Raw genomic sequence first — 21,376 nt, 5'->3', positions numbered from 1 at the left:
CATGTACGGCATGCCCGACGAGATCGAGGTCCGCGCCGAGGGGCCGCTGCGGATCGTCACGCTCAACCGGCCGTCGAAGTACAACGCGGTCAACGATCCGCTGCACGCGGGACTCGCCCGGCTGTGGCCGCAGCTGAGCGCCGACCGCGAGGTCCGCGCCGTGGTGCTCACCGGTGCCGGCAAGGCGTTCTCCGCCGGCGGGGATCTCGACTATCTCGCCGAACTGGGGCAGGACGCCGAACTGCGGGCGAAGACCATCGCCGACGGACGCGAGATCGTCCTGGGTATGGCGCGCTGCCGCGTGCCTGTGGTCGCTGCGGTCAACGGCCCGGCGGTGGGACTCGGGTGCAGCCTGGTCGCCCTGAGCGACGTCGTCTACATGGGGGAGGGCACCTATCTCGCCGATCCCCACGTGCAGGTCGGGCTGGTCGCGGCCGACGGTGGTCCGCTGACCTGGCCGCTGCAGATCAGCCTGCTGCACGCGAAGGAGTTCGCCTTCTTCGGGGAGCGGATCCCCGCCGAGCGGGCCCGCGAACTCGGCCTGGCGAACCATGTCGTCGCCGATCCGCTCGCCGAGGCACTCGCCTGTGCCAAGCGTCTCGTGGAGCAACCGCAGAAGGCGGTGGAGGCCACCAAGCGGTTGCTGAACATCCACCTCGAGCGGGCGGTGCTCGCGAGCCTCGACTACGCGATGAGCGCGGAGGAGATGACCTTCCAGAGCGACGACTTCCGTGCGAACATCGCGAGGATGACCGCAGGAAAATCGTGATCGGAGAGACCGCGTGATCGGACGGTTGCGTTCGCTGTCGAGCTTCCATCCCGATCTGCGGACCGTGGCGCTGCTCGCCCCACGTCGTGCGGTGACCCCGCGATCGTTGCCGGTGATGCGCATGCTCACCCGCGCGATCCGGGGCACCGACCCGGACGTGTACGTCTTCGAACCGGGAGTGTCGGTCCGCTGGTTCGGTGCTCCGGACCGCGCAGGCACCGAACCCGGTGCGGCCCTGTTGTGGATCCACGGTGGCGGGTACGTCTTCGGTCGGGCCGCTCAGGACGACGCGCTGTGCCGGCGGTTCGCCGACCGTCTCGGTATCGCCGTCGCCTCGGTCGACTACCGATTGGCACCCGAACATCCCTATCCGACACCGCTCGAGGACTGTCTGCGCGCCTACGAGTGGTTGCGGAGCCGGCCGGAGGTCGATCCGGCGCATATCGCGATCGGAGGTGCGAGCGCCGGGGCGGGTCTGGCTGCGGCACTGGCACTTCTGCTCCGGGACAGGGAACTGCCGGCACCGGCCTTCCAACTGCTGGCCTATCCGATGCTGGACGACCGCACCGGCGCCGGTCCCGCGCACACTCGGATGTGGGATGCCTTCAGCAACCGGTTCGGCTGGACGAGTTACCTGGGTTCGGCCGATCCGGAGGACGCGGCGCCGGCGCGTCGCACCGATCTGTCGGGTCTACCGCCGGCCTGGATCGGGGTGGGCACGCACGATCTGTTCCTCGACGAGGACCGCGCGTACGCGGAACGGCTACGGGCCTCGGGTGTCCCGTGCATTCTGCACATCGTCGACGGAGCCTTCCACGGTTTCGACTCGGTGGCCTCGCGCACGGGGGTCGCGCGCGGATTCTTCGACGAACAGTGCGCAGCGTTGGAGAATGCCTTCTCCCTGGAGCGTTCGTAGGGCCGCTACCGAATCCGGCAGCGGTCCTACGGCTTCCGTGTTCCGTTCACGAACGGGGCTTGACGTACTCCGACTTCACTTCCATGATCCGCATCTTCGGGATAGGACCGTAGCTGAGCGAGTCCGACATGTTCAGCTGCTTCGCTGCCGCCGCGGCGTGGACGTTGGCCTTGGCCGCCGCGGGATCACCCTCGAGTTCGTACAGGGTGACCGACGGGCCGCCGTCCGCGTCGGCGGGGGACAGCCGTGTGGCACCGACGAATCCGTCGAGGGCCACCACTTCGGGAATGTGCACCTCGTCGTACCACTTGTTGAACTCTTCCAGCCGCTCGGGATGCGACGGGTACGACTCGACGAGCAGGTAATGCTTCATTCGTGGTCCTGTCTGTGAGAAGGGTTGGTGTACTGGACTTTCAGACCCGGACGACCCAGCCGCCGTCGATGTTGAGGGTATGGCCGGTGACCCAGTCGCTGCCGGACGACACGAGGTACAGCAGACCGGGGATCAGTTCCTCGGGCTCACCGAACGGGAACGGGATGGCGTGCTTGACCATCTCCTTGAGCTCGGGCGGCGACGCGATCGAACCGGCCTCTGTGTTGACCATGCCGGGAGCGATCGCGTTCACACGAATACCGAACGGCGCCAACTCACGTGACAGCGAGACCGTCATGCTCACGAGACCGAGTTTGGTGATGCCGTAGGCCTGCGCGGCCATGAACGCGCCGCTCGAGGACTGATTGACGATCTTGCCGTAGCCGCGCTCCTTCATGTACGGCACCACGGCGCGGGTGCACAGGAGCGGGCCGGTCAGGTTGACGGCGAGGGTGCGGTTCCACAGATCGAGCTCCATCGTCGTGAGGGATCCCTCGCCGACGACCTCGGCCATCAGTCCCGCGTTGTTGACCAGGATGTCGACCGATCCGAAGTGCTCGGCTGCGGTCGCGGCCATCTCGGTCGTGCTGGCTTCGTCGCTGACGTCGACTCCGACGGCCAGGACACGGTGACCGTCCGCCGCGAGTTCGTCCGCCGCGGCCTGAGCGGATGCGAGGTTGACGTCCGCGAGGACGACTACCGCTCCGGCCTCGGCGAGGCCGCGTGAGTAGGCCCGGCCGATCCCGCCACCGGCGCCGGTGACGATGGCGACCTTGCCGGCCAGCTGGGGAGTGTCTGTCATAGGATTTCCTTGTCGGTCGAAGCGGACTGGTTACTTCTGTGCCGTCACCGGCGCTGCGATTCCCTGCTCGTCGACGATCTTCTGGATCCGGACGAGCGTCTCGTCGAGTCCGTCGCCGAGCCGCGGACCGGGCGTGAAGGTGGCCGGAAGCTGCCGCATGCCCTGGATGACTCCGATGGAGTCGTAGTGGACCGTGCCTTCCGGATCGCACCGGAAGTCGGGCATACGGTCGAGCACCGCGAGCAGCATCCGCTTGAACATCGTGCGCGCCAGGTTGGATCCGATGCAGCGGTGCACTCCGAGTCCGAAGCTGAAGTGCCGGTTGCCCTTGCGTTCCAGGTCGATCTCGTTCGGATCCGTGAACAGTTCCGGATCGCGGTTCGCCATCGCCCAGGAGAGCCAGATGCGTTCCCCCTCCTTGAACTCGACGCCGTCGAGCTCGGTGTCGGCGGAGAAGGTGCGTCCGTCGCCGGCCGAGGGGCAGAAGAAGCGCAGGAATTCCTCGGTCGCGGAATCCAACAGCGTGTCGCGCTGCTCGCTGAGGATCTCGCGCTGGTCGGGATTCTGCGACAACCATTCGAGGGCGTGCGACGTCAGGGCGGTCGTCGTATCGAAACCGCCGCCGATGAGCAGGCTCAGCACGCCGAGCAGTTCGTGATCGTCGGGCGTCTCTCCGTCGATGGTGGCCCGGGCGACAGCGTCGACCATGCCGGGACGGGGATTCTCCCGGATCTCGTGGAGGCTGGCGAGAAGATCCATTCCCATCACGCGGTGCAGTTCCGCGACGCGGTGGACGTCGGGTGAGTCCGGCGGCGTGTATATCGCGGCGTGGACCGGCTCGCAGTAGACGTTCCACTTGGCGACCGGGATACCGAGCATCGCGAGCGTGATGACGGCGGGAACGATGTTCACCAGATCGTCGATGAAATCGATGCTGCCGGTCTCGATCTTCTCGTCGAGGCATGCGCGGATCACCTCGTCGATGAGGGGAACCCACTTCTTCACGGCGGCGGGGGACAGATACGGATTGAGTACCGCACGGAACTCCCGATGTTCGGGGTCGTCCATCTCGAGGATCCCGCCGCGCACACCGGATGCCCGGACTGCGGTGGGGATCATGATCCCCTTGTAACCCCGCCGTACTCCCTTGATGTCGTGATCGTTGGAGATGTTCGCCGAGCGTGCGAGGGTGAACACCGCCTCGCTGCCGGCGGCGACCCAGTGACCTCCGTGGGTATCGGACCAGGCCACGGGGCACTTGGAGTGCATCTCCGTGGTGATCTCCGAGAAACGGTCGCGGTAGTCCGGTGCGTGCCTGTCGAACTGGTAGACGGGGGTGCGGTGGTCGGTGTCGACCGAGGCCTCGTCGATGCTCACGGTGTCGCCCTCTCGTGGGTCCGGTGGGGGAGAACGGGTCGTTCCGGAGGGGACCGCGACTCGATCCGTGTTCCCTGTACGCATTTTCACGATCTTTGTTCCAAGAATGCCGTTCCGGTTGAGGAGAACAGTAATGTCACAGGTGTCGGCCTGCAAGGGGTGCGATCGAAGAAGCAGAGCATGAGCGCGGTGCAGATATGAGGACGGTGCGGATATGAAGGCATGGCAGTTCGAAGGAGCCGGGCGACCGATCTCGTTGAACGAGGTTCCGGAACCGGAACCCGGCCCGGGCGAGGTGGTGATCGACGTCGCGGCGGCCGGACTGTGCCACAGCGACCTGATGTACATGGAGGTCGGAGAGGCGACGATGCCGTTCCTGCCCATGACGCAGGGACACGAGAACGCCGGCGTCATCAGCGCACTGGGCGACGGGGTCGAGGGCTGGAGCATCGGTGACGTCGTCGGCGTCTGCTCGTCGGGCGTGCGCCCGCCGCTCGGCATGTTCTCCCACGGTGGGTTCGCCGACAAGCTGGTCGCCGATGCCCGCGATCTCGCCCGGGTGCCCGAAGGGCTGGACCTGTCGCTGGCCGCCCTCGCGACGGATGCGGGAATGGCCTCGTACCACGCCATCATCAAGGTCGGTGGTGCGTCGGCGGGGATGAAGGTCGGTGTGATCGGCTACGGCGGTCTGGGGCAGATCGGAACCCGTGCGGCCGTGCTGGCCGGTGCGGAGGTGCACGTGGCCGAAACGAAGGAATCGGCATGGGATCTCGCCCGGCAGGCCGGCGCGACGGGCGTCGTGCGGGACGCGGCCGAATGGGCGGGCCGGGGATTCGACCTCGTGGTCGACTACGCCGGCTTCGACACCACACAGAAGGCGATCGACGCCGTCGCCCGGGGCGGCACCGTGGTGCAGGTCGGTCTGGGCCTGCCGACGTTCACGGTGAAGACTCCGACGATCCTCGGCAGGACGCTCGTGGGTTCCCTCGGTGGGACCGTCGAGGACATCGAGGAGGTGTACGACCTGTTCGTGAAACGGGAGATCGAACCCGCATACACCGAGATCGGCTTCGAGGAGATCGGCGACGGGCTGGAACGCCTCCGTCGCAACGAGGTGACCGGACGGCTCGTCGCACGGTTGGACCGCTGAACCGTCGAAGCGGGTTCGCACCCGGAAACACGAAGGGAGGCCCGGTACCGGGCCTCCCTTCGTGCGGGAACCTCATCACCTCGCGGACACGAGGCTCTCCGAACGTTGCACGGTGCCGGAGATCCCGTTCGCATCCTGTTGTGCGAGCAGCACCGCGGCGGCGCCCATCGTCTCCGGCGGTTCCACCATCTCGGGCGGGATCTCGCGTCCGCCACCGCCGGCGGTCCAGCCCTCGGTGAGGACGACCCGTGACGGCGCGAGGCAGTTGACCGCGATGTTGTCCTGCCGCAGGTCCGCCGCGAGCCCGACGTAGAGCCGTTCCACCGCGGCCTTGGACACCCAGTAGGCGTTCGAGCCGCGGTCGGTCATCGTCACGCCGCTGGTGGTCACCGCGATCATCGACCCGCCGCCGCGCTCACGCAGATGAGGGATCGCCGCCTTGGTCACGGTGAACACGCCGGTGAGGTTGACGTCGAGGCACAACTGCCAGCGTTTCGCCGGTGTCGTCTCGATCGGCCCCATCCACAGCACCCCGGCGTTCGCGACGAGGATGTCGAGCCCGCCGAACTCGGCGACCGTCGCGGCGATCGCGGTGTCGACGGACCGTTCGTCGGTGACGTCGCACGGCACCGGGAGGGCCCGGCCTCCGGCGTCGGTGATCCGCTCGGCGACCGAGCCGATGGTGCCGGGCAGCTTGCCCTCCTGCGCGGAGCGTGCCGCGACCGCCACAGAGGCTCCAGCCTCGGCGAGAGCGACGGCGATCGCCGCGCCGATGCCACGACTGGCACCGGCGACGAACGCGACCTTCCCTGCGAGCGGGCTCACTTCGGCGGGAACCTCAGTGCACCGTCGAGGCGGATGACCTCGCCGTTGAGGTAGTCGTTCTCGACGATGGACGCGACGAGCGTCGCGTACTCGGCGGGGCGGCCCATGCGCTTGGGATGCGGGATCTGTGGGCCCCAGTACGCCTCGAGCTGGTCGCCGGCCTTGCCGTAGGCGGGAGTGAGGATCGTGCCCGGCGCGATGGTGTTGACGCGGATGCCGAGCGGCGACAGGTCGCGTGCGGCGACCAGCGTCATGCCGATGACGCCGCCCTTCGCGGCCGCGTAGGAGAGCTGCCCGATCTGGCCTTCGTAACCGGCGATGGACGCGGTGTTCACGATGACGCCGCGGGAGCCTTCGTCGTCGAAGGGGTCCTGCTTGGCGATGGCGGCGGCGGCCAGGCGCATGACGTTGAACGACGACGTCAGGTACGACTCGATGGTCTTGGTGAAGTTCTCGAGCGGCATGGCGCTGCCGTCCTTGCCGACGAGGCGTCCGCCGCCGGCCGGACCGCCGTGGCAGTCGACGGAGATGCGCAGCGGCGCGAGCGAGTCCGCTTCCGCGATGGCGGTCGAGACGGATTCCTCGCTGCCGGCGTCGGTGCGCACGTATCGCACACCGAGTTCCTGCTCGAGTTCCTTGCCCTTCTCGTCGTTGACGTCGGCGACGACGACCTTCGCGCCCGCCTCGTGGAGACGCCGGACGGTGGCCTGCCCGAGGCCACCCGTGCCGCCGACGACGATCGCGGAGCTTCCTGCTACCTGCATGCTGCCTCCTTCGAGATCCGAGCTCTTGAAAGTAAAGCTCTCTGTCTGTGAGAATAATGTTCTCATGAACCTAAGCATGATTCTAGAAATGGCCGCAAGCACCGGCGAGCGAGCAGTTGCGACCGTCGGGAACCGGACCCTCACCGCTGCCGGTCTCGACGCCCTCGCACGTCGTGCCGCCGCGCAGTTCCGGAATCATCCGGCGGTGCTCTACCTGGGGTCCAACCACCTCGCGTATCCGGTGGCGCTGTTCGGTTCGGCGCTGGCCGGGGTCCCTTTCGTGCCGCTCAACTACCGGCTCGGCGAACAACAGCTCACTGCACTGAAGGCCAAGCACCCCGGCGCACTCGTGCTCGAACAGGAGGATCTCGACGCCCTCGTCGACGACTCCTACGCCACAGGCGATCCCGAGCCGCCACTCGAACCGCAGTGGGACGGCGACACGGTCGCAGCGATCATCTACACCAGCGGCACCACCTCGGATCCGAAGCCCGCGATCCTGCGGCACCGGCACCTGCTCGCCTACGTGCTCAACACCATGGAATTCGGATCGGCCGCCGAGACCGACGCATCGCTCGTCTCGGTCCCGCCGTACCACATCGCCGGCCTGACCAACCTGCTGTCGAACTTCTACACCGGCCGCCGAGTGGTGTACCTGCCGGCCTTCGACCCGCAGGTCTGGCTCGAGACGGTCCGGCGCGAACGCGTCACCCACGCGATGCTCGTCCCGACCATGCTCGCCCGCATCGTCGCCACCCTCGGCGACGACACGGCCGACACCCCGACGCTGGCGAGTCTCGCCTACGGCGGGTCGCGCACGCCGCGCCCGGTCCTCGAACACGCGCTGCGCGCCTTCCCCGACACCGGCTTCGTCAACGCCTACGGTCTCACCGAAACCGCTTCGTCCGTCGCCGTTCTCGGCCCCGACGACCACCGCACCGCCTTCGACTCCACGGATCCGGCCGTCCGCGACCGCCTCGGCTCGGTGGGCCGCCCGCTCCCCGGCATCGAGATCGAGATCCGTTCCGAGGCCGGCGAACCCGTCCCGGCCGGCGAGACCGGCCTGATCTTCGTCCGCGGCGAACAGATCTCGGGTGAATACGGCAACCGCAGCGTCCTCGACGCCGAGGGATGGTTCTCCACCCGCGATCTCGGCCGGCTCGACACCGACGGATATCTGTACGTCGAGGGCCGCTCCGACGACACCATCATCCGCGGCGGCGAGAACATCGCCCCCGCCGAGATCGAGGACGTCCTGCTCGCCCACCCGGGCATCACCGAGGCCGCCGTCATCGGCGTGTCCGATACCGAATGGGGACAACGCATCGTCGCCGTCCTCGTCGGCGACGGCGATCCGGACGAGATCCGACAGTGGGTCAAGGAACGCCTGCGTTCCTCGAAGACCCCCGACAACATCGTCTTCCGGGACGAACTGCCCAAGACCGAGACCGGAAAGCTCTTGCGTCGCACACTTCTCGCCGAACTGGAGGCCACCCATGCCTGATGCCGTGATCGTTTCCGCCCTGCGCACCCCGGTCGGCACCGCCGTCAAGGGCACGCTCCGCGACACCGACGCGTTCGCCCTCGCGGAGCACATCGTCACCGCGACCACCGAGGATCTCGACAAGAGCCTGATCGACGACGTGATCCTCGGCGAGGGCCTGTACGGCGGCGGCGTGATCGCCCGGCACGCGGCCCTCACCGCCGGCCTGACCCACGTGCCCGGTCTCGCACAGAACCGGCACTGCGCGGCGAGCCTGTCCACCGTGCAGTCCGCCGCGGCGAGTATCCGCTCCGGCATGGACCGCATCGTGATCGCCGGTGGCGTCAACTCCGCGTCGACCTCGCCGCGCTCGCTCATCCGGAAGGGCGAGGAGTGGGTGCCGTGGATGTCGCCCAGCCACCCCGACAGCCCCGAGGCCCCCAACCGCGACATGTCCATCACCGTCGGCTGGAACGCCGCGGTGAAGGCCGGTATCGGTCGCGAGGAGATGGACGCCTGGGCGCTGCGCTCGCACCAGGTCGCGATCCGCGCCATCGACGACGGCCGCTTCAAGGAGGAGATCGTCCCGATCGACACCCCGCACGGCCTGTTCGACACCGACGAACACCCGCGCCGGGAGACGAGCCTAGAGAAGCTCGCGTCGCTCAAGGTGCTGCACCCGGAGATCGAGGGCTTCAGCATCACCGCCGGCAACGCCTGCGGCGGCAACGATGCGGCGGCCGCGCTGGCCATTGCGAGCAGCGATCTCGGTCTGCCCGCGCTCGGCACGGTGCTGTCGTGGGCGTCGGTGGGTGTCGACCCCGCGATCACCGGACTCGCTCCCGTCGAAGCGATTCCGAAGGCACTCCAGCGCGCCGGCCTGTCCATCGGCGACGTCGACCTGTTCGAGATCAACGAGGCGTTCGCCGCGCAGTGCGTCGCGTGCATCAAGCTGCTCGAGATCGACCCCGAGAAGGTCAACGTCAACGGCAGCGGCTGCTCCCTCGGCCATCCGGTCGCCGCGACCGGCGCCCGCATGCTCGTCACCCTCACCCACGAACTGCGCCGCCGCGGCGGGGGCATCGGTGTCGCGTCGATGTGCGCGGGTGGTGGCATGGGCTCGGCCGTCGTGATCGAGGTGCCGGCACCGTGAACCGGGATACGCCGTGAACATCGGTGAACTGGTCGACGCGGCACGCGGGGGCTCCCCGCGTGCCGCGGGTCGATTGCTGACCCTCGTCGAAGGACCGCGCCGGGACGAGGTGCTTGTGCTGCTCGAACCCGCCCGCGCGCGGGTCGTCGGATTCACGGGCCCGCCCGGGGCCGGCAAGTCCACGACAGTGGGGGCGCTCACCACCGCCTACCGCGAACGGGGACTGCGGGTCGCGGTGCTGGCCGTCGACCCGTCGTCCCCCTACAGCGGCGGTGCGCTGCTCGGCGACCGCATCCGCATGGCCGCGCACGTCGGCGACGCGGGGGTGTTCGTCCGGTCGGTGGCCTCCCGCGGACATCTCGGCGGACTCGCGGCCGCCGTCCCCGCGTCGATCCGATTGCTGGCAGCCCTCGGCTACGACGTGATCCTGCTCGAATCCGTCGGGGTGGGGCAGTCGGAGATCGAGATCGCGTCGGTCGCCGAACCCACCGTCGTCATCCTCAATCCGGGTGGGGGAGACGCCGTCCAGGCCGCCAAGGCCGGACTGCTCGAGGTCGCCGATCTCGTCGTCGTCAACAAGGCCGACCGCGACGGTGCGGATCAGACGGTGCGCGACCTCCGCGGCGACGTGAAGGTCCCGATTCTCAAGCTCGTCGCCGCGACCGGCCAGGGCGTCGACGACCTGGTCGACGCGATCGAGGCGCACCAGCGGGCCGACACCGCCGAGCGTCGCGCGGCGCGGGCCCGTAGCCAGATCCTGTCGCTGGCACACACCCTCCTGCGCAACCATCCGGAGTTGGAGGCGCTGGCCGAGGCCGTCGCCGAGGGTCGCGACGATCCGTACTCGGCGGCCGCACGACTCGTCGACGGAGCGGCCGTATCCGCGCAGTCATGAGGTTCGCGCGGTGAAACGGGGTTTGCTACCGCTGTAACCGGCGCCTACCCCGTTTCACCGCGCCAACGTTCGTCGTCTCAGGCCAGAACCGGGACGACGAGCGGTAACTCGACCGTCGTCCGGATCCCCGGCCGCGCCGCGCACACCGCCGCGATCGAATTCACCGCGCGGTTGGCGGTGTAGGACGGCGAGATCTCGCTCATCCGCTCGAGCGGGATGGGGAAACGCATGTCGATGTCGAGGGGCGCGTCGCCGTCGACGGTGACGTGCCAGCCGGTCGCGTGCAGGTCCCAATCGGCGTCGAGCTGATCGGTGCAGTACCAGGTGGGACGGAACCGCATCAGCTCGCGGCCGTCGCGAATGCCCGACACCGTGATGCGTTGCGCGGCCACCGTTCCCGCTTCGATCGTGCCGGCGGCGATGGTGACCGTGGAACGTGCCGTGGCGAGTTCGCCCGTGGTCCGGATGGTGTCGAGGGTCAGGCCGAGCGCGTCGGCCAGGGCGGCCAGCGACGGTCCGAAATTGGACTCCACGTGGGCGAGCCGGACGTCCGCGAACTCTCCTGCATCGCCGCCGAATCCCATGACGTCGAACAGGATTCCGGGGGAGTTCCGTTGAGAGAGGTCGGCGTACTCGTCGATGGCGAGGTGGTCCATCCTCCGCTGGATGGAGGTCAGCACGAGTGGCACGGCCTCCGTGACGAAACCGGGACTGCTGCCGGTGCTGTGGATCGACGTACCGCCGAGTGCGCACGCGGCCTCCACGGCTTCACGCACCACCCGATCCATACCCGCCGGGCGGTGGAACTCTCCACGGGTGGTGACGATGTTCGTGCCGGAGGCGAGGATTCGGCACACCTCGTCGAGGTCGAACAGCAGCGGCATGTACAGCACGCAGTCGGCCCCGAGATCGATGATCTCGTCGGCATCGTTCGTGGCGCGCACACCGACCGGGTCGCGTCCGCACAACTCGCCCGCGTCGCGACCGGCCTTGTCGTCGCTGTGCGCGTACACGCCGACGAGTTCGACGGAAGGATGGTCGATCACCGCGCGCAGCGCGCGGGTGCCGATCGTTCCGGTCGCCCACTGCACCACGCGCAGAGGGCGGGGTGACGGAGTCTCGACGGCGGCATCGTCGGGGGCGGACTGTCGTTGCATGACACCTCGATCTCGATCGGTGTTCGTGGGAGGAACCGTCAGGGCAGGCGCAACAGGGCTTCCTGGGCGAAAGAGGCGACGAGAGAGCCCTTCTCGGTGAGCAGGTCGCCGCGGCCGAAGCACCGTCCGTGGGCGACGAGGGGACTGTGCTGACGCAGCAGCAACCAGTCGTCGCTGCGGAACGGGCGGTGGAACCACAGATTGTGCGAGGTGACCGCGGACGTGAACGCCGTTCCGTTGCCGGTGTGGTCGAAGCCGTCGACGGCAAGAAGCGCGGTACCGATGAGGTTGAGGTCGGTGGCGTAGGCGGCGAGCGCCGGCGCATACGCCTCGTCGACCTCGGGGGTGCGCATCCACATCTCGAACTCGGGTGCGGAGACTCCGCGATCCTCGAGGTCGGTCGTCGTGCGGGTCTCCCACGGGATCAACGAGAACGGGGTGCGTGTGCTCTCGTCGAACACCTGGGGTACGGACGGCACGGTCTGCACCTCGGGGCCGTCCTCGCCGGCGTGCATGGACACCGATGCCGTGGCGAGGACGCCCTTCGACTGGCGCGCGACCGCCGTCAACGTGGCGAAGGTCCGGCCCTCGTGCAGGCGGGTGATCTCGTAGCGGACGGGCTCGTCGGCGCGTCCTTCACGGGCGAAGACGGTGTGCAGGGATTTGATGCTCTTCTCCGGGCAGGTCAGCTCGGCGGCACGCACGAACTGACCGAGCAACTGGCCTCCGAAGAGCCGGTGGTATTCGAGGTGCTGATTGCTGCCCTCGAACACCACCGGCTCGGGGCGCTCCTCGTCCCCGGGAGACGAGCGCAGATCGAGACAGGCGAGGAGGTCGTTCCACAACTCGGTCACGAGCCGAGTGTAAGTGAACTACTCCGATTTGAGAATGATGTTCTCGTCAGTGGGCAGCGAAACCCTGCGAGCAGAAGTTCCAGACCTCGTCGGCCATGATGGGCCGGGTCGTGCTGTCGTCGCCTCCGCTCGACTGAGCGATGAACATCACGGTCTGCATCGTCATGGCGGCCATCCGCTTCGGGTTCAGTCCCTCGCGGAGGCTGCCCTCGGCGTCGACCTTCTCCATCAACTCCGTGAACAGCGCGAGCATCGGTGCGTGCGCGACCTTCACCTCGGCGGGGTGGGTGAGAAGCAGCTGCGGCGCGAAATCGGTGAACAGCGGTCGCTGGGCCGTCGGGTCGGGCCGGGACGACTCGAACAGCAGTTCCACCGCGACGCGCAACTGGTCGAGAGGGGCCTTCTCGCCGGCGGCAGCCGCACGGATCTGATCGGCAGAGCGGCTCAGAGCATCTTCGAAGAGCGCGAGCAACAGCTCGTGCTTACCGTCGAACTGCAGGTAGAAGCTGCGAAGCGACTGCTTCGAACGGTCGACGACCTCCTGGACCGTGAAGTCGGTGCTGCCCTTTTCCGTGATGATCGCCTGTGCTGCGTCGAGGAAGCGCTGTACGCGCTGTTCGGCGCGCAGTTTGGCGGTCCGGATGGAGCGCTCGACTGCGCGTTGCTTCCAGGCCGGTTCTTCGCTGGCGCCCGTCACTGCCCGGATCGCCCTGTGTCGCGTGGAGTGGACATAGGAGCACTGTACCGGAGGGTAGGGGCGCATTGCGGGACTGTCCTTCCGTTTCCCGCACCGATCAGAGACTATTACTATCTTGAAAAGAGAATGTTATTCTCATCGCGATACCAGGCTCAGTGCCAGGAAGGAGGCAAGTCGGAATGCTTTTCGAGTTCGACTCCGATCAGCAGTTGTGGCAGAAGACCGTCCGGGAAGTGACGGCGAAGGAATGCCCATCGACACTCGTCCGCACCGTCGTCGACAACGGCGCCGATCCGGCCCCGTTGTGGAAGACCTACGTGGGCCTGGGATGGACGGAACTGGTCGAGTCCGAGGCCGCGGTGGAGCTCGCGATCGTCCTGGAGGAACTCGGCCGGGCAACCGACCCGACCCCCTTTCTCGCCACCACCACCCAATTCGCCCCGCTCGTCGCCGGCCGGACCCGGCCCGATCGTGCGGGTGCCGCCGTCTACGAGGGCATCTCCGCCGTGCGCGACGCGGACGGCTGGCTGCTCCGCGGCACCGCACACCGGGTGCTCGACGGCGACCGCGCCGACGACATCGCCGTCGTCACCGATGCAGGTGTGTTCACCGTCCGGGCCGATCAGGTGTCGGCCCGCCGTACCTCCGCTTTCGACCCGGTCCTGCACCTGGCCGACATCGTCTTCGACGACGTGCGGGCCGAAGCGGACCCGGACACCGACGTCGACGTGGAGAAGGCACGGCACGTCGCCCTCGCCGGACTCGCCGTCACCATGGTCGGTGCCTGCCGCCGCATCCTGGATCTCGCACTCGACCACGTGCGCAACCGGCAGCAGTTCGGTGTGCCGATCGGGTCGTTCCAGGCCGTCAAGCATCGCGCCGCCGACATGCACGTCGCCGTCGAACGTGCCGGCGCCCTCGCGTATTTCGCGGCACTGACGATCGCGGAGGACGACCCGCGCCGTCGCCTCGCCGCCTCCATGGCCAAAGCCGCTGCGGGAGAATGCCAGTCGACGGTCTTCCGCAGTGGTCTGCAGTTGTTCGGCGCCATGGGCTTCACCTGGGAGAACGACCTGCAGTTCGCGCTCAAGCGTGCCCGGGCGGGGGAGCACATGCTCGGATCCGCCGCGGAGCACCGCGCACTGATCGCCGAGGAGTACCGTGCAACTCTCGTTTGATTCCGACGTCGAGGAGTTCCGCGCCGAGTTCGTGGCCTTTCTCGACGAGCACCTGCCCGATCCGTCCGAGGCCACCGTCCGCGCCCGGTCGAGCGCCGACGTCCCCGAATGGGCACGCCGCTGGCAACGGGTCCAGTTCGACCACGGCTGGCTGCTGCCCGGCAATCCACCCGAGTTCGGTGGCCGCAACGCGACGATCCTGCAGCAGTACGTCCACCTCGAGGAACTGTCGAAGCGGCGGATCTACCACAGCTTCAACCCGCAAGGGCTCGGGATCATCGCGGCCTCGCTGCTGTCGTTCGGTACGGACGAACAGAAGCAACGCTGGGCGGTGCCCATCCTCCGAGCGGAGATCACCGCGGCCCTCGGGATGAGCGAGCCCGGCGCGGGATCCGACCTCGCCTCCCTGCGCACCCGGGCGGTGCGCGACGGCGACCACTTCGTCGTCAACGGCCAGAAGGTGTGGACCTCCGGTGCCCACGACGCCGACGTGCTGCTGACCTTCGTCCGTACCGATCCGGATGCGCCGAAGCACAAGGGAATCAGCGTCCTGCTCATCCCCACCGATCTGCCCGGCGTCGTCCGCAGACCGTTCCCGTCGGTCGCCGACGGCGACGACCGCGACTTCAACGAGGTGTTCTTCACCGACGTGCGTGTGCCCGCCGAAAACCTCATCGGCGAGCTGAACGGCGGCTGGTCGGTCGCGAACGGATCGCTCGGGCACGAACGCACCCTGCTGTGGCTCAGTTTCGCCGACCGGCTGCAGGATTTCGTCGAGGACTTCCGCCCCCGCACGGCGCTCGACCGCGACCGCTACGCCACACTCGTGATGGACCACCAGGCACTGAAGCTGCTCGGCTCGGCCGCCCTCGTCCGCGAATCCCGCGGAGCGCAGGACGTTCCCGCCCTGTCGGTACTCAAGCTCCTCGGATCCGAGGCGGTGCAGACCGCCGCCGAACACGCCCTCGACGCGTCCGGCCAGGACGGTCTCGTCCATCCGGCGACGACATCAGCGTATGTGCCGTGGAATCTCGACAACTTCTCGTCGAGCTGGTTCGAGAGGTTCGTCCGGAGCTTCGCCGGCACCATCGCGGGTGGCACGTCGGAGATCCAGAGAAACATCATCGCCGAACGCGTCCTGGGGTTGCCTCGTGGCTGAGGACTACATCCTCTATGAGGTCGCGGACAGGATCGCAACGATCACGCTGAACCGGCCGGAGGTCGCCAACGCGCAGAACGGCGCCCTCCTGGACGAACTGGACTCCGCTTGGACCCGCGCCGGCGACGATCCCGAGGTCTCCGTGATCGTGCTCCGCGCCGAGGGTAAGCACTTCTCGGCCGGGCACGATCTCCGCAGCGGGGAACCGGTCCCCGACAAGATCACCCTCGAGATGATCTACCGCAACGAGTCCCGGCGTTATCTCGAGTATTCGCTGCGGTGGCGCAACATCCCGAAGCCGTCCATCGCCGCGGTGCAGGGCCGGTGCATCTCCGGTGGTCTCCTGCTGTGCTGGCCGTGCGATCTCATCGTCGCGGCCGACGACGCGTCGTTCTCCGATCCCGTGGTCCTCATGGGTATCGGCGGCGTCGAATATCACGGGCACACCTGGGAACTCGGCCCGCGCAAGGCCAAGGAGATCCTGTTCACCGGCAGGCCGGTCACCGCGGAGGAGGCGGAGCAGACGGGCATGGTGAACCGCGTCGTGCCCCGCGCCGATCTCGACTCCGAAGTACGCACGCTCGCCGAGCAGATCGCGAAGATGCATCCCTTCGGACTGCGGCAGGCCAAGCGGGCCGTCAACCAGACCCTCGACGTGCAGGGTTTCTACGCCGCGATCCAGTCGGTTTTCGACATCCACCAGACGGGCCACGGCAACGCCCTCAGCGTCAGCGGATGGCCGGTCCTGATGAATCTCGACGAGATGAAGGACAACATCCGCTAGCGCACGGGGCATTCGCTACCGTTCTCGTTATCCGCCGCGACAATTGTTGTAGCGCATGGTGATTCCGGTAGCCGATGGACAACGCGGAAACGTGTGGGGCCGCCTCCGAATCCCGGAGCCGGCCCCACACGTATGTCTCAGACCTTACGGGTGACACCACCGTCGACGCGGATGATCGCACCGGTGGTGAAACTCGACGCGTCGCTGGTCAGATGGAGTGCGAGCGGCGCGACCTCCTCCGGCCGGCCCATGCGACGCAACGGCACGAAGGACGCCTCCTCGCCTTCCGGCGGCGCCCAGGCCTTCGACAGGTCGGTGCGGAACGGACCCGGAAGAATCGAATTGACACGCACTTTCGGTGCGTAGGCCTCCGCCAGGCCCACCGTGAGGGCGTTCAGACCGGCCTTCGCGCACGCGTAGGGGAGTTCGCGCACGCTCGCCGTGAGCGACCCGGCGGTGCCGATGTTGACGATCGACCCGCCGTCGTGCTCCGCCATGTACGTGCCGGCGCGGACCGCAAGCCGGAACGGTCCCTTGAGGTTCACGCCGAAGGTCTTGTCGTACAGCTCTTCGGTGATGGATTCGAGATCCTGGTAGAGCGGCGACATTCCGGCGTTGTTGACGAGGATGTCGAGGCGCCCGAAATGGTCGAGGGTCGTGTCGACGAGCGCATTGCAGTCGTCCCACTGTCCGACATGGCAGGCGACGGGCAGCACCTTGCTGCCGGTCGATGCCTCGATTTCCTTCGCGGCGAGTTCGCACGCGTCGAGCTTGCGGGAGGCGACGACGACGTCGGCGCCGTGTTCGGCGAGGATCTGGGCGATGGCGCGGCCGATGCCGCGTGAACCACCTGTGACGACAGCAGTTTTCCCGCTCAGATCGTGAAGAGAGTCAAGTTGTCCCATATACGGATCATGCCTCAGAACAAAGGTCTTGGAAAGGGGGTTCTCTTCTGAAAGAATGAAATTCCGGACGAAGTCGAAGGAGCCTCATGACGCCCGACGAGCTGTGCGACAAGTACGCCATCACCGAACTCCTCTACCGCTATGCGACGGCGGTGGACACCAAGGACTGGAAGAAGATGGAATCGGTCTTCACCGAGGACGCCCATCTCGACTACAGCTCCGTGGGATACCGGCCCGGACCGAGGGACGAAGTGCTCGCGCAGCTGCAGAAGGCGTTGTCGTACCTGCCGATGTCGCAGCACTTCGTCACCAACGTCGAGGTCGACCTCGACGGTGACCGGGCGACGGTGCGGGCGATGTTCTACAACCCCATGCAACTCCCCGGCGTCGACGGCCTGACCTATTGCGGGGGCAACTACCACCACGAGGTCGTGCGGACCTCCGAGGGCTGGAAGAGCTGCCGCCTCACCGAGGAGAGCCTGTGGTTCTCCAATCATCCCGATCCGTCGAAGAACCTGTAGCCGCGCGTCCGGAGGACGAAAGACGAGGACACCCTGCACGACAGGGCGTCCCCGTCTGCTTCGTGTGGACGGACGGTCAGAGGTGCACCAGGCGCGGCGCCGAACCCTCCGCGCGGATGAGGGCACCGGCCTCGCGGGTCAGCTCGCGTGAGCTGCCGAGCAGGCCGTCGAGCACCAGTGCCCGCTTGATGTGCCGGTGCAGATCGTGCTCGGCGGTGAAGCCGATGCCGCCGAGGACCTGCTGGCAGTGCCGTGCCGCGATGATCGCCGCACGACCGGCGGCAGCCTTCGCCAGCAGGGAACCGAGTTCGTCGGTGGCGGCACGCAGGGTGGCCTCCGCGCCCTCGACGGCCACGTACGTCTCCGCGAGCCGGTGCCGCACCGCCTGGAAGCCGGCGATCGGCTTGCCGAACTGCGTGCGGTCGAGAGCGTGCGTGCGGGCCAGGTCGAGCATCGCCCGGCTCGTTCCGACCAGCCACCAGCCGAGCGCACGACGTGCCGCTGCGACCGGCACCGGATCACCGGATCCGACCGTCGCGATCGGCAGTTCCGCGTCGAGTGCGGTGGTGTCCCGGTCCTCGCGTGCCCATTCGATCCACTGTCCGCCGGTGTAGGGGAGGGGTACGACCCCACCGGCCTCACGACCCGCGTCGACGAGCACGACGTCGTTGATCACCGGGGCGTGCGCGCCGGTCTCGCCGAGCAGCCGGAACACCATGGGGATCGTGTCGTCGGGCATCTCGGTGAGCATGTCGTGCCAGCCCAGTCCGACCAGGGCCGCGTCGAGCGCGGCACCGGTCGTGCTCTCCATGGTCTTGCGCAGTGCGTCCTCGAGCAGGCCGAGGTCCGAATCCGGCGCCGGTGCAGTGCTGTAGGTCGTCACTCCGCCCCCAGATCGAGAAGTCGACGCGCGACGATGTTGCGTTGGATCTCGGCGGTGCCGCCGTAGATCGTCGCCGCACGGGAATACAGGAATTCGGTCCGCCATTCGGTGTCGGACAGTTCGAGCACGCCGGGAAGCAGATCCCGTGCGGTGTCGAACAACTGCTGTTCGGCGGTCGCGAGGAGGATCTTGTCGACGGAGGTCTCGGGGCCGAGCGAAGCGCCCGACGCGAGTCGCTGCTGGGTGGCGAGCGAGCGGCACCGCACGGTGTGCAGCGCGAGGTAGGCCGCGCCGAGTTCGTCGTCGGCCGTCGAATCGGTCTCGTCCACAAGACGATCCAACCGGGTGAACAGGTAGGCGATGCGATGCCAGAAGCATGTCGACCGTTCGTGCGGCAGCAGATCCATCGCGAGCTTCCAGCCGTCGCCGGGATCGCCCAGCATACGGTCGGCCGGCACGACGACGTCGTCGAAGTACACCTCCGCGAACTCGTCGACGCCGTGCATCGTGCGCAGCGGCCGGACGGTGACGCCCGGGGTGTCCATGTCGACGAAGAAGGCGGTGATGCCCTTGTGCCCCGGCGCGGTACGGGTGAGCAGCACGCAGCGGGAGGCGAACTGGGCGAGCGACGTCCACACCTTCTGCCCGTTGATCACCCATTCGTCGCCGCGTTGCTCGGCCCGGGTGGACAGCGACGCGAGGTCGCTGCCCGAGCCGGGCTCCGAGAAGCCCTGGCACCACTGTTCCTCGCCGCGGAGCAGTTTCGGCACCATCTCCGCGGCGAGTTCGGGTCGCGCGTAGGTGATCATGGTGGGCGCGAGCACCTCGATCATCGAGTAGATGCCCGGCTCGGCGAGGTCGCGGGTCGCGACCTCCTCGCCGAGCACGGCACGCAGGACGGCCTCGCCGCCGAGTCCGCCGACCTCTTCGGGCCAGCCGTAGCGCATCCAGCCCGCGTCGTAGAGTTCCCGCCGCACGCGGGCGAGTTGTTCGACCTGCGCGTCGAACGAGTGATCCGGTCCGGGGGTCAGATCGTTCTCGTCGAGCCAGGTGCGGACGGTGGTCCTGAACTCGGTGACGTTCATGCCGGTTCGAAGGCGTGGGGGATGCCGGAGTCGTGGGTTCCGCTGCGGCGGATGAAGGTCATCGCGCGGGTGCGCAGACGCCAGCCGTCGGCCGTGCGGACGTAGGTGTCGTTGTAGTAGCCGATCCGCATGTCGTGCGTGGAATGCTCGACGAAGCACAGCGGCTGGGTGCCGGTCGCGGTGTCGCCGTCGATGTCGATGAGGGCCGTGCCCGTCATGAACAGGCCCTTCGGTGCGGCCGCGACGAGTTCGGGGAACCGGTCGAGGGGGAACGCGTCGCCGAAGGCACTGTAGGTGCCATCGGGGGTGAACACCGAGACGACACCTTCGACGTTGTTCTTCGTCATGTTCACCGCGTAACGGGCGAGCAGCTGGTTGATCTCGACGAGGTCGTCGGTGATCGAACGGTCAGTTGTGGACATAGACCTTTCCGCCTTTCATCACGAACCGCACGTTCTGGGTGACGGTGATGTCTTCGGTGGGATCGCCGGGGACGGCGATGATGTCGGCGAGCAGACCTTCGGCGAGGCGACCGCGGTCGTCGACGCCGATGAGTTCTGCCGCATTGATCGTGGCGGCCTGGATCACCGCGAGGGGAGGGATCCCGCGGTCGACGAGGGCGACGATCTCGTCGGCGTTCTTGCCGTGGGGGATGGCCGGCGCGTCGGTGCCGACGGCGATCTTCACGCCGGCCTTGTATGCGGCGAGCACCGAGGTGCGTGCCTTGGGGAACATCTCGGCGGCCTTGGCCTGCAGCTCCGGTGGCGCGTGGGAGGTGTCCATCGCGTCGGCGAGACGAGTCGTGGGGACCAGCCATGTTCCGCGCTCGACCATGAGGTCGATGGTGTCGTCGTCGATGAGGAATCCGTGTTCGATGCAGTCGATTCCGGCTTCGATCGCGTGTCGCACGGCTTCGGCGCCGTGCGTGTGCGAGGCGACCTTCATGCCGCGGCGGTGGGCCTCGTCGACGATCGCCCGCAGTTCTTCGTCCGAATAGTGCTGGGCGCCTGCGGATCCGGTCATCGACATGACGCCACCGGAGACGCACACCTTGATGAGCTGGGCACCGTGCTTGATCTGGTAGCGCACCGCCTTGCGGACCTCGTCGACGCCGTTGGCGATGCCTTCCTCGATCGTCAGGTCGAGGACGCCGGGTGCGAACGCCGCGAACATCGTCGGATCGAGGTGGCCGCCGGTGGGGGTGATGGCGTGGCCGGCGGGGACGACGCGCGGGCCGTCCACCCAGCCCTTGTCGATGGCCGTTCCGAGGGCCACGTCGAGCAGGTATCCGCCGGTCTTGACGAACAGTCCGAGATTGCGGACGGTGGTGAATCCGGCGCGCAGGGTGCGGCGGGCGTTGCCGACGGCACGCAGCATGCGCAGGGGCGGGTCGTCCTGGACCGTCGAGTAGACGGGCTTCTCGCCGCGTCCGCCCATGAGCAGGTTGACCTCCATGTCCATCAGGCCGGGCATGAGGATCAGGTCGCCGAGGTCGATGACGTCACCCTCGGGCGTGTTGCCCGAATTATCACTGTAGGTTTCACCGACTCCGACGATGCGGTCGCCGTCGACGCGGATGATTCCCGGACGGACGATCTCGCCCGTGTCGACGTCGAGCAGTCCGGCTGCCTTCAGGGTCAGCATCG

At 67.7% G+C, this 21,376-nt stretch carries 23 protein-coding genes; 10 read left to right on the top strand and 13 right to left on the bottom strand.

Annotation, left to right across the window (positions count from 1 at the left end; translation table 11 throughout):
* Position 1: 1 nt before the first annotated feature.
* Together B9C99_RS14575 and B9C99_RS14570 are read left to right on the top strand one after the other, a co-directional pair.
* The gene (locus tag B9C99_RS14575) at positions 2-769 is read left to right on the top strand and encodes an enoyl-CoA hydratase/isomerase family protein (RefSeq protein ID WP_059384014.1); all 768 of its coding nucleotides are present in this window, start codon (positions 2-4) and stop codon (positions 767-769) included.
* A 13-nt stretch (positions 770-782) separates the two neighbouring features.
* Positions 783-1,685 (top strand): alpha/beta hydrolase, encoded by a 903-nt coding sequence (locus B9C99_RS14570; protein ID WP_088898362.1) that lies wholly within the window; start codon positions 783-785, stop codon positions 1,683-1,685.
* Positions 1,686-1,731: 46 nt separating this feature from the next.
* Here the strand turns inward: B9C99_RS14570 and B9C99_RS14565 are convergent, their stop codons facing one another.
* From B9C99_RS14565 to B9C99_RS14555, 3 genes are read right to left on the bottom strand one after another with little or no spacing between them, the layout of a single operon-like run.
* A complete protein-coding gene (locus B9C99_RS14565; RefSeq protein WP_059384015.1) occupies positions 1,732-2,058 on the bottom strand; it encodes a DUF4286 family protein in 327 nt (108 codons plus the stop codon).
* 40 nt (positions 2,059-2,098) lie between these two features.
* Positions 2,099-2,860, bottom strand: coding sequence for an SDR family oxidoreductase (locus tag B9C99_RS14560; RefSeq protein WP_088898361.1), 762 nt, complete (start codon positions 2,858-2,860; stop codon positions 2,099-2,101).
* A gap of 30 nt (positions 2,861-2,890) precedes the next feature.
* Positions 2,891-4,237 carry a cytochrome P450 gene (locus B9C99_RS14555; protein WP_088898360.1) on the bottom strand — a complete coding sequence of 449 codons (1,347 nt, stop codon included), beginning with the start codon at positions 4,235-4,237 and terminating at the stop codon, positions 2,891-2,893.
* 214 nt (positions 4,238-4,451) lie between these two features.
* Here B9C99_RS14555 and B9C99_RS14550 point away from each other — a divergent pair, with 214 nt between their 5' ends.
* Positions 4,452-5,387 carry a zinc-binding dehydrogenase gene (locus tag B9C99_RS14550; protein WP_088898359.1) on the top strand — a complete coding sequence of 312 codons (936 nt, stop codon included), beginning with the start codon at positions 4,452-4,454 and terminating at the stop codon, positions 5,385-5,387.
* Between the two features lie 75 nt (positions 5,388-5,462).
* On the opposite strand, the gene B9C99_RS14545 is transcribed toward B9C99_RS14550, so the two are convergent.
* Both B9C99_RS14545 and B9C99_RS14540 read right to left on the bottom strand, forming a co-directional pair.
* Positions 5,463-6,212 (bottom strand): SDR family NAD(P)-dependent oxidoreductase, encoded by a 750-nt coding sequence (locus B9C99_RS14545; protein ID WP_088898358.1) that lies wholly within the window; start codon positions 6,210-6,212, stop codon positions 5,463-5,465.
* Positions 6,209-6,976: an SDR family oxidoreductase gene (locus B9C99_RS14540; protein WP_016695474.1), complete on the bottom strand. Its 768-nt coding sequence runs from the start codon at positions 6,974-6,976 to the stop codon at positions 6,209-6,211. The genes B9C99_RS14545 and B9C99_RS14540 overlap by 4 nt, the downstream gene beginning before the upstream one ends.
* Positions 6,977-7,040: 64 nt before the next feature.
* Here B9C99_RS14540 and B9C99_RS14535 point away from each other — a divergent pair, with 64 nt between their 5' ends.
* From B9C99_RS14535 to meaB, 3 genes are read left to right on the top strand one after another with little or no spacing between them, the layout of a single operon-like run.
* Positions 7,041-8,480: a class I adenylate-forming enzyme family protein gene (locus B9C99_RS14535; protein WP_026061765.1), complete on the top strand. Its 1,440-nt coding sequence runs from the start codon at positions 7,041-7,043 to the stop codon at positions 8,478-8,480.
* A complete protein-coding gene (locus B9C99_RS14530; protein ID WP_088898357.1) occupies positions 8,473-9,612 on the top strand; it encodes a thiolase family protein in 1,140 nt (379 codons plus the stop codon). The genes B9C99_RS14535 and B9C99_RS14530 overlap by 8 nt, the downstream gene beginning before the upstream one ends.
* Positions 9,613-9,625: 13 nt before the next feature.
* Positions 9,626-10,507 carry a methylmalonyl Co-A mutase-associated GTPase MeaB gene (gene meaB, locus B9C99_RS14525; protein WP_088898356.1) on the top strand — a complete coding sequence of 294 codons (882 nt, stop codon included), beginning with the start codon at positions 9,626-9,628 and terminating at the stop codon, positions 10,505-10,507.
* A gap of 77 nt (positions 10,508-10,584) precedes the next feature.
* Here meaB and B9C99_RS14520 read toward each other — a convergent pair whose 3' ends face one another.
* From B9C99_RS14520 to B9C99_RS14510, 3 genes are read right to left on the bottom strand one after another with little or no spacing between them, the layout of a single operon-like run.
* Positions 10,585-11,664 (bottom strand): dihydrodipicolinate reductase, encoded by a 1,080-nt coding sequence (locus B9C99_RS14520; RefSeq protein WP_088898355.1) that lies wholly within the window; start codon positions 11,662-11,664, stop codon positions 10,585-10,587.
* A 38-nt stretch (positions 11,665-11,702) separates the two neighbouring features.
* Positions 11,703-12,518, bottom strand: a complete 816-nt coding sequence (locus B9C99_RS14515) for an acyl-CoA thioesterase II (protein ID WP_088898354.1) — start codon at positions 12,516-12,518, stop codon at positions 11,703-11,705.
* A 46-nt stretch (positions 12,519-12,564) separates the two neighbouring features.
* Entirely contained in the window at positions 12,565-13,215 is a 651-nt protein-coding gene (locus B9C99_RS14510; protein WP_172414961.1) for a TetR/AcrR family transcriptional regulator, read from the bottom strand.
* A 179-nt stretch (positions 13,216-13,394) separates the two neighbouring features.
* On the opposite strand from B9C99_RS14510, the gene B9C99_RS14505 reads away from it, so the two are divergent.
* From B9C99_RS14505 to B9C99_RS14495, 3 genes are read left to right on the top strand one after another with little or no spacing between them, the layout of a single operon-like run.
* Entirely contained in the window at positions 13,395-14,393 is a 999-nt protein-coding gene (locus tag B9C99_RS14505) for an acyl-CoA dehydrogenase family protein (protein ID WP_085470207.1), read from the top strand.
* Positions 14,377-15,552, top strand: a complete 1,176-nt coding sequence (locus B9C99_RS14500) for an acyl-CoA dehydrogenase family protein (protein WP_088898352.1) — start codon at positions 14,377-14,379, stop codon at positions 15,550-15,552. Before B9C99_RS14505 ends, B9C99_RS14500 begins: the two co-directional genes overlap by 17 nt.
* The gene (locus B9C99_RS14495) at positions 15,545-16,336 is read left to right on the top strand and encodes an enoyl-CoA hydratase (RefSeq protein WP_088898351.1); all 792 of its coding nucleotides are present in this window, start codon (positions 15,545-15,547) and stop codon (positions 16,334-16,336) included. Before B9C99_RS14500 ends, B9C99_RS14495 begins: the two co-directional genes overlap by 8 nt.
* Positions 16,337-16,473: 137 nt before the next feature.
* Here B9C99_RS14495 and B9C99_RS14490 read toward each other — a convergent pair whose 3' ends face one another.
* Positions 16,474-17,241 carry an SDR family NAD(P)-dependent oxidoreductase gene (locus tag B9C99_RS14490; RefSeq protein ID WP_088898350.1) on the bottom strand — a complete coding sequence of 256 codons (768 nt, stop codon included), beginning with the start codon at positions 17,239-17,241 and terminating at the stop codon, positions 16,474-16,476.
* 86 nt (positions 17,242-17,327) lie between these two features.
* Here B9C99_RS14490 and B9C99_RS14485 point away from each other — a divergent pair, with 86 nt between their 5' ends.
* A complete protein-coding gene (locus B9C99_RS14485; RefSeq protein ID WP_088898349.1) occupies positions 17,328-17,762 on the top strand; it encodes a nuclear transport factor 2 family protein in 435 nt (144 codons plus the stop codon).
* A gap of 76 nt (positions 17,763-17,838) precedes the next feature.
* Here B9C99_RS14485 and B9C99_RS14480 read toward each other — a convergent pair whose 3' ends face one another.
* The 4 genes from B9C99_RS14480 to B9C99_RS14465 form a co-directional block, all read right to left on the bottom strand.
* Entirely contained in the window at positions 17,839-18,573 is a 735-nt protein-coding gene (locus B9C99_RS14480) for an acyl-CoA dehydrogenase family protein (protein WP_232622235.1), read from the bottom strand.
* 68 nt (positions 18,574-18,641) lie between these two features.
* The gene (locus B9C99_RS14475; protein ID WP_016695488.1) at positions 18,642-19,730 is read right to left on the bottom strand and encodes an acyl-CoA dehydrogenase family protein; all 1,089 of its coding nucleotides are present in this window, start codon (positions 19,728-19,730) and stop codon (positions 18,642-18,644) included.
* Positions 19,727-20,152, bottom strand: a complete 426-nt coding sequence (locus B9C99_RS14470) for a nuclear transport factor 2 family protein (RefSeq protein WP_016695489.1) — start codon at positions 20,150-20,152, stop codon at positions 19,727-19,729. Before B9C99_RS14470 ends, B9C99_RS14475 begins: the two co-directional genes overlap by 4 nt.
* Positions 20,139-21,374 (bottom strand): amidohydrolase family protein, encoded by a 1,236-nt coding sequence (locus tag B9C99_RS14465; RefSeq protein ID WP_016695490.1) that lies wholly within the window; start codon positions 21,372-21,374, stop codon positions 20,139-20,141. The genes B9C99_RS14470 and B9C99_RS14465 overlap by 14 nt, the downstream gene beginning before the upstream one ends.
* Positions 21,375-21,376 lie beyond the last annotated feature (2 nt).

Origin of the sequence: Rhodococcus sp. BUPNP1, from assembly GCF_002215235.1 — a bacterium.
In the GTDB taxonomy this organism is placed as follows: domain Bacteria; phylum Actinomycetota; class Actinomycetes; order Mycobacteriales; family Mycobacteriaceae; genus Rhodococcus.
Note: the sequence above shows the minus strand (reverse complement) of the source record. Positions and strands in the feature narration are given on the sequence as shown.

What these genes read in the sequence shown, in the direction of transcription:
- B9C99_RS14575 (WP_059384014.1), top strand. Translation starts at nt 2, where the DNA reads ATGTACGGCATGCCCGACGAGATCGAGGTCCGCGCCGAGGGGCCGCTG.
- B9C99_RS14565 (WP_059384015.1), bottom strand. Translation starts at nt 2,058, where the DNA reads ATGAAGCATTACCTGCTCGTCGAGTCGTACCCGTCGCATCCCGAGCGG.
- B9C99_RS14560 (WP_088898361.1), bottom strand. Translation starts at nt 2,860, where the DNA reads ATGACAGACACTCCCCAGCTGGCCGGCAAGGTCGCCATCGTCACCGGC.
- B9C99_RS14550 (WP_088898359.1), top strand. Translation starts at nt 4,452, where the DNA reads ATGAAGGCATGGCAGTTCGAAGGAGCCGGGCGACCGATCTCGTTGAAC.
- B9C99_RS14540 (WP_016695474.1), bottom strand. Translation starts at nt 6,976, where the DNA reads ATGCAGGTAGCAGGAAGCTCCGCGATCGTCGTCGGCGGCACGGGTGGC.
- B9C99_RS14535 (WP_026061765.1), top strand. Translation starts at nt 7,041, where the DNA reads ATGAACCTAAGCATGATTCTAGAAATGGCCGCAAGCACCGGCGAGCGA.
- B9C99_RS14530 (WP_088898357.1), top strand. Translation starts at nt 8,473, where the DNA reads ATGCCTGATGCCGTGATCGTTTCCGCCCTGCGCACCCCGGTCGGCACC.
- B9C99_RS14520 (WP_088898355.1), bottom strand. Translation starts at nt 11,664, where the DNA reads ATGCAACGACAGTCCGCCCCCGACGATGCCGCCGTCGAGACTCCGTCA.
- B9C99_RS14505 (WP_085470207.1), top strand. Translation starts at nt 13,395, where the DNA reads ATGCTTTTCGAGTTCGACTCCGATCAGCAGTTGTGGCAGAAGACCGTC.
- B9C99_RS14490 (WP_088898350.1), bottom strand. Translation starts at nt 17,241, where the DNA reads ATGGGACAACTTGACTCTCTTCACGATCTGAGCGGGAAAACTGCTGTC.
- B9C99_RS14485 (WP_088898349.1), top strand. Translation starts at nt 17,328, where the DNA reads ATGACGCCCGACGAGCTGTGCGACAAGTACGCCATCACCGAACTCCTC.
- B9C99_RS14480 (WP_232622235.1), bottom strand. Translation starts at nt 18,573, where the DNA reads ATGGAGAGCACGACCGGTGCCGCGCTCGACGCGGCCCTGGTCGGACTG.
- B9C99_RS14475 (WP_016695488.1), bottom strand. Translation starts at nt 19,730, where the DNA reads ATGAACGTCACCGAGTTCAGGACCACCGTCCGCACCTGGCTCGACGAG.
- B9C99_RS14470 (WP_016695489.1), bottom strand. Translation starts at nt 20,152, where the DNA reads ATGTCCACAACTGACCGTTCGATCACCGACGACCTCGTCGAGATCAAC.
- B9C99_RS14465 (WP_016695490.1), bottom strand. Translation starts at nt 21,374, where the DNA reads ATGCTGACCCTGAAGGCAGCCGGACTGCTCGACGTCGACACGGGCGAG.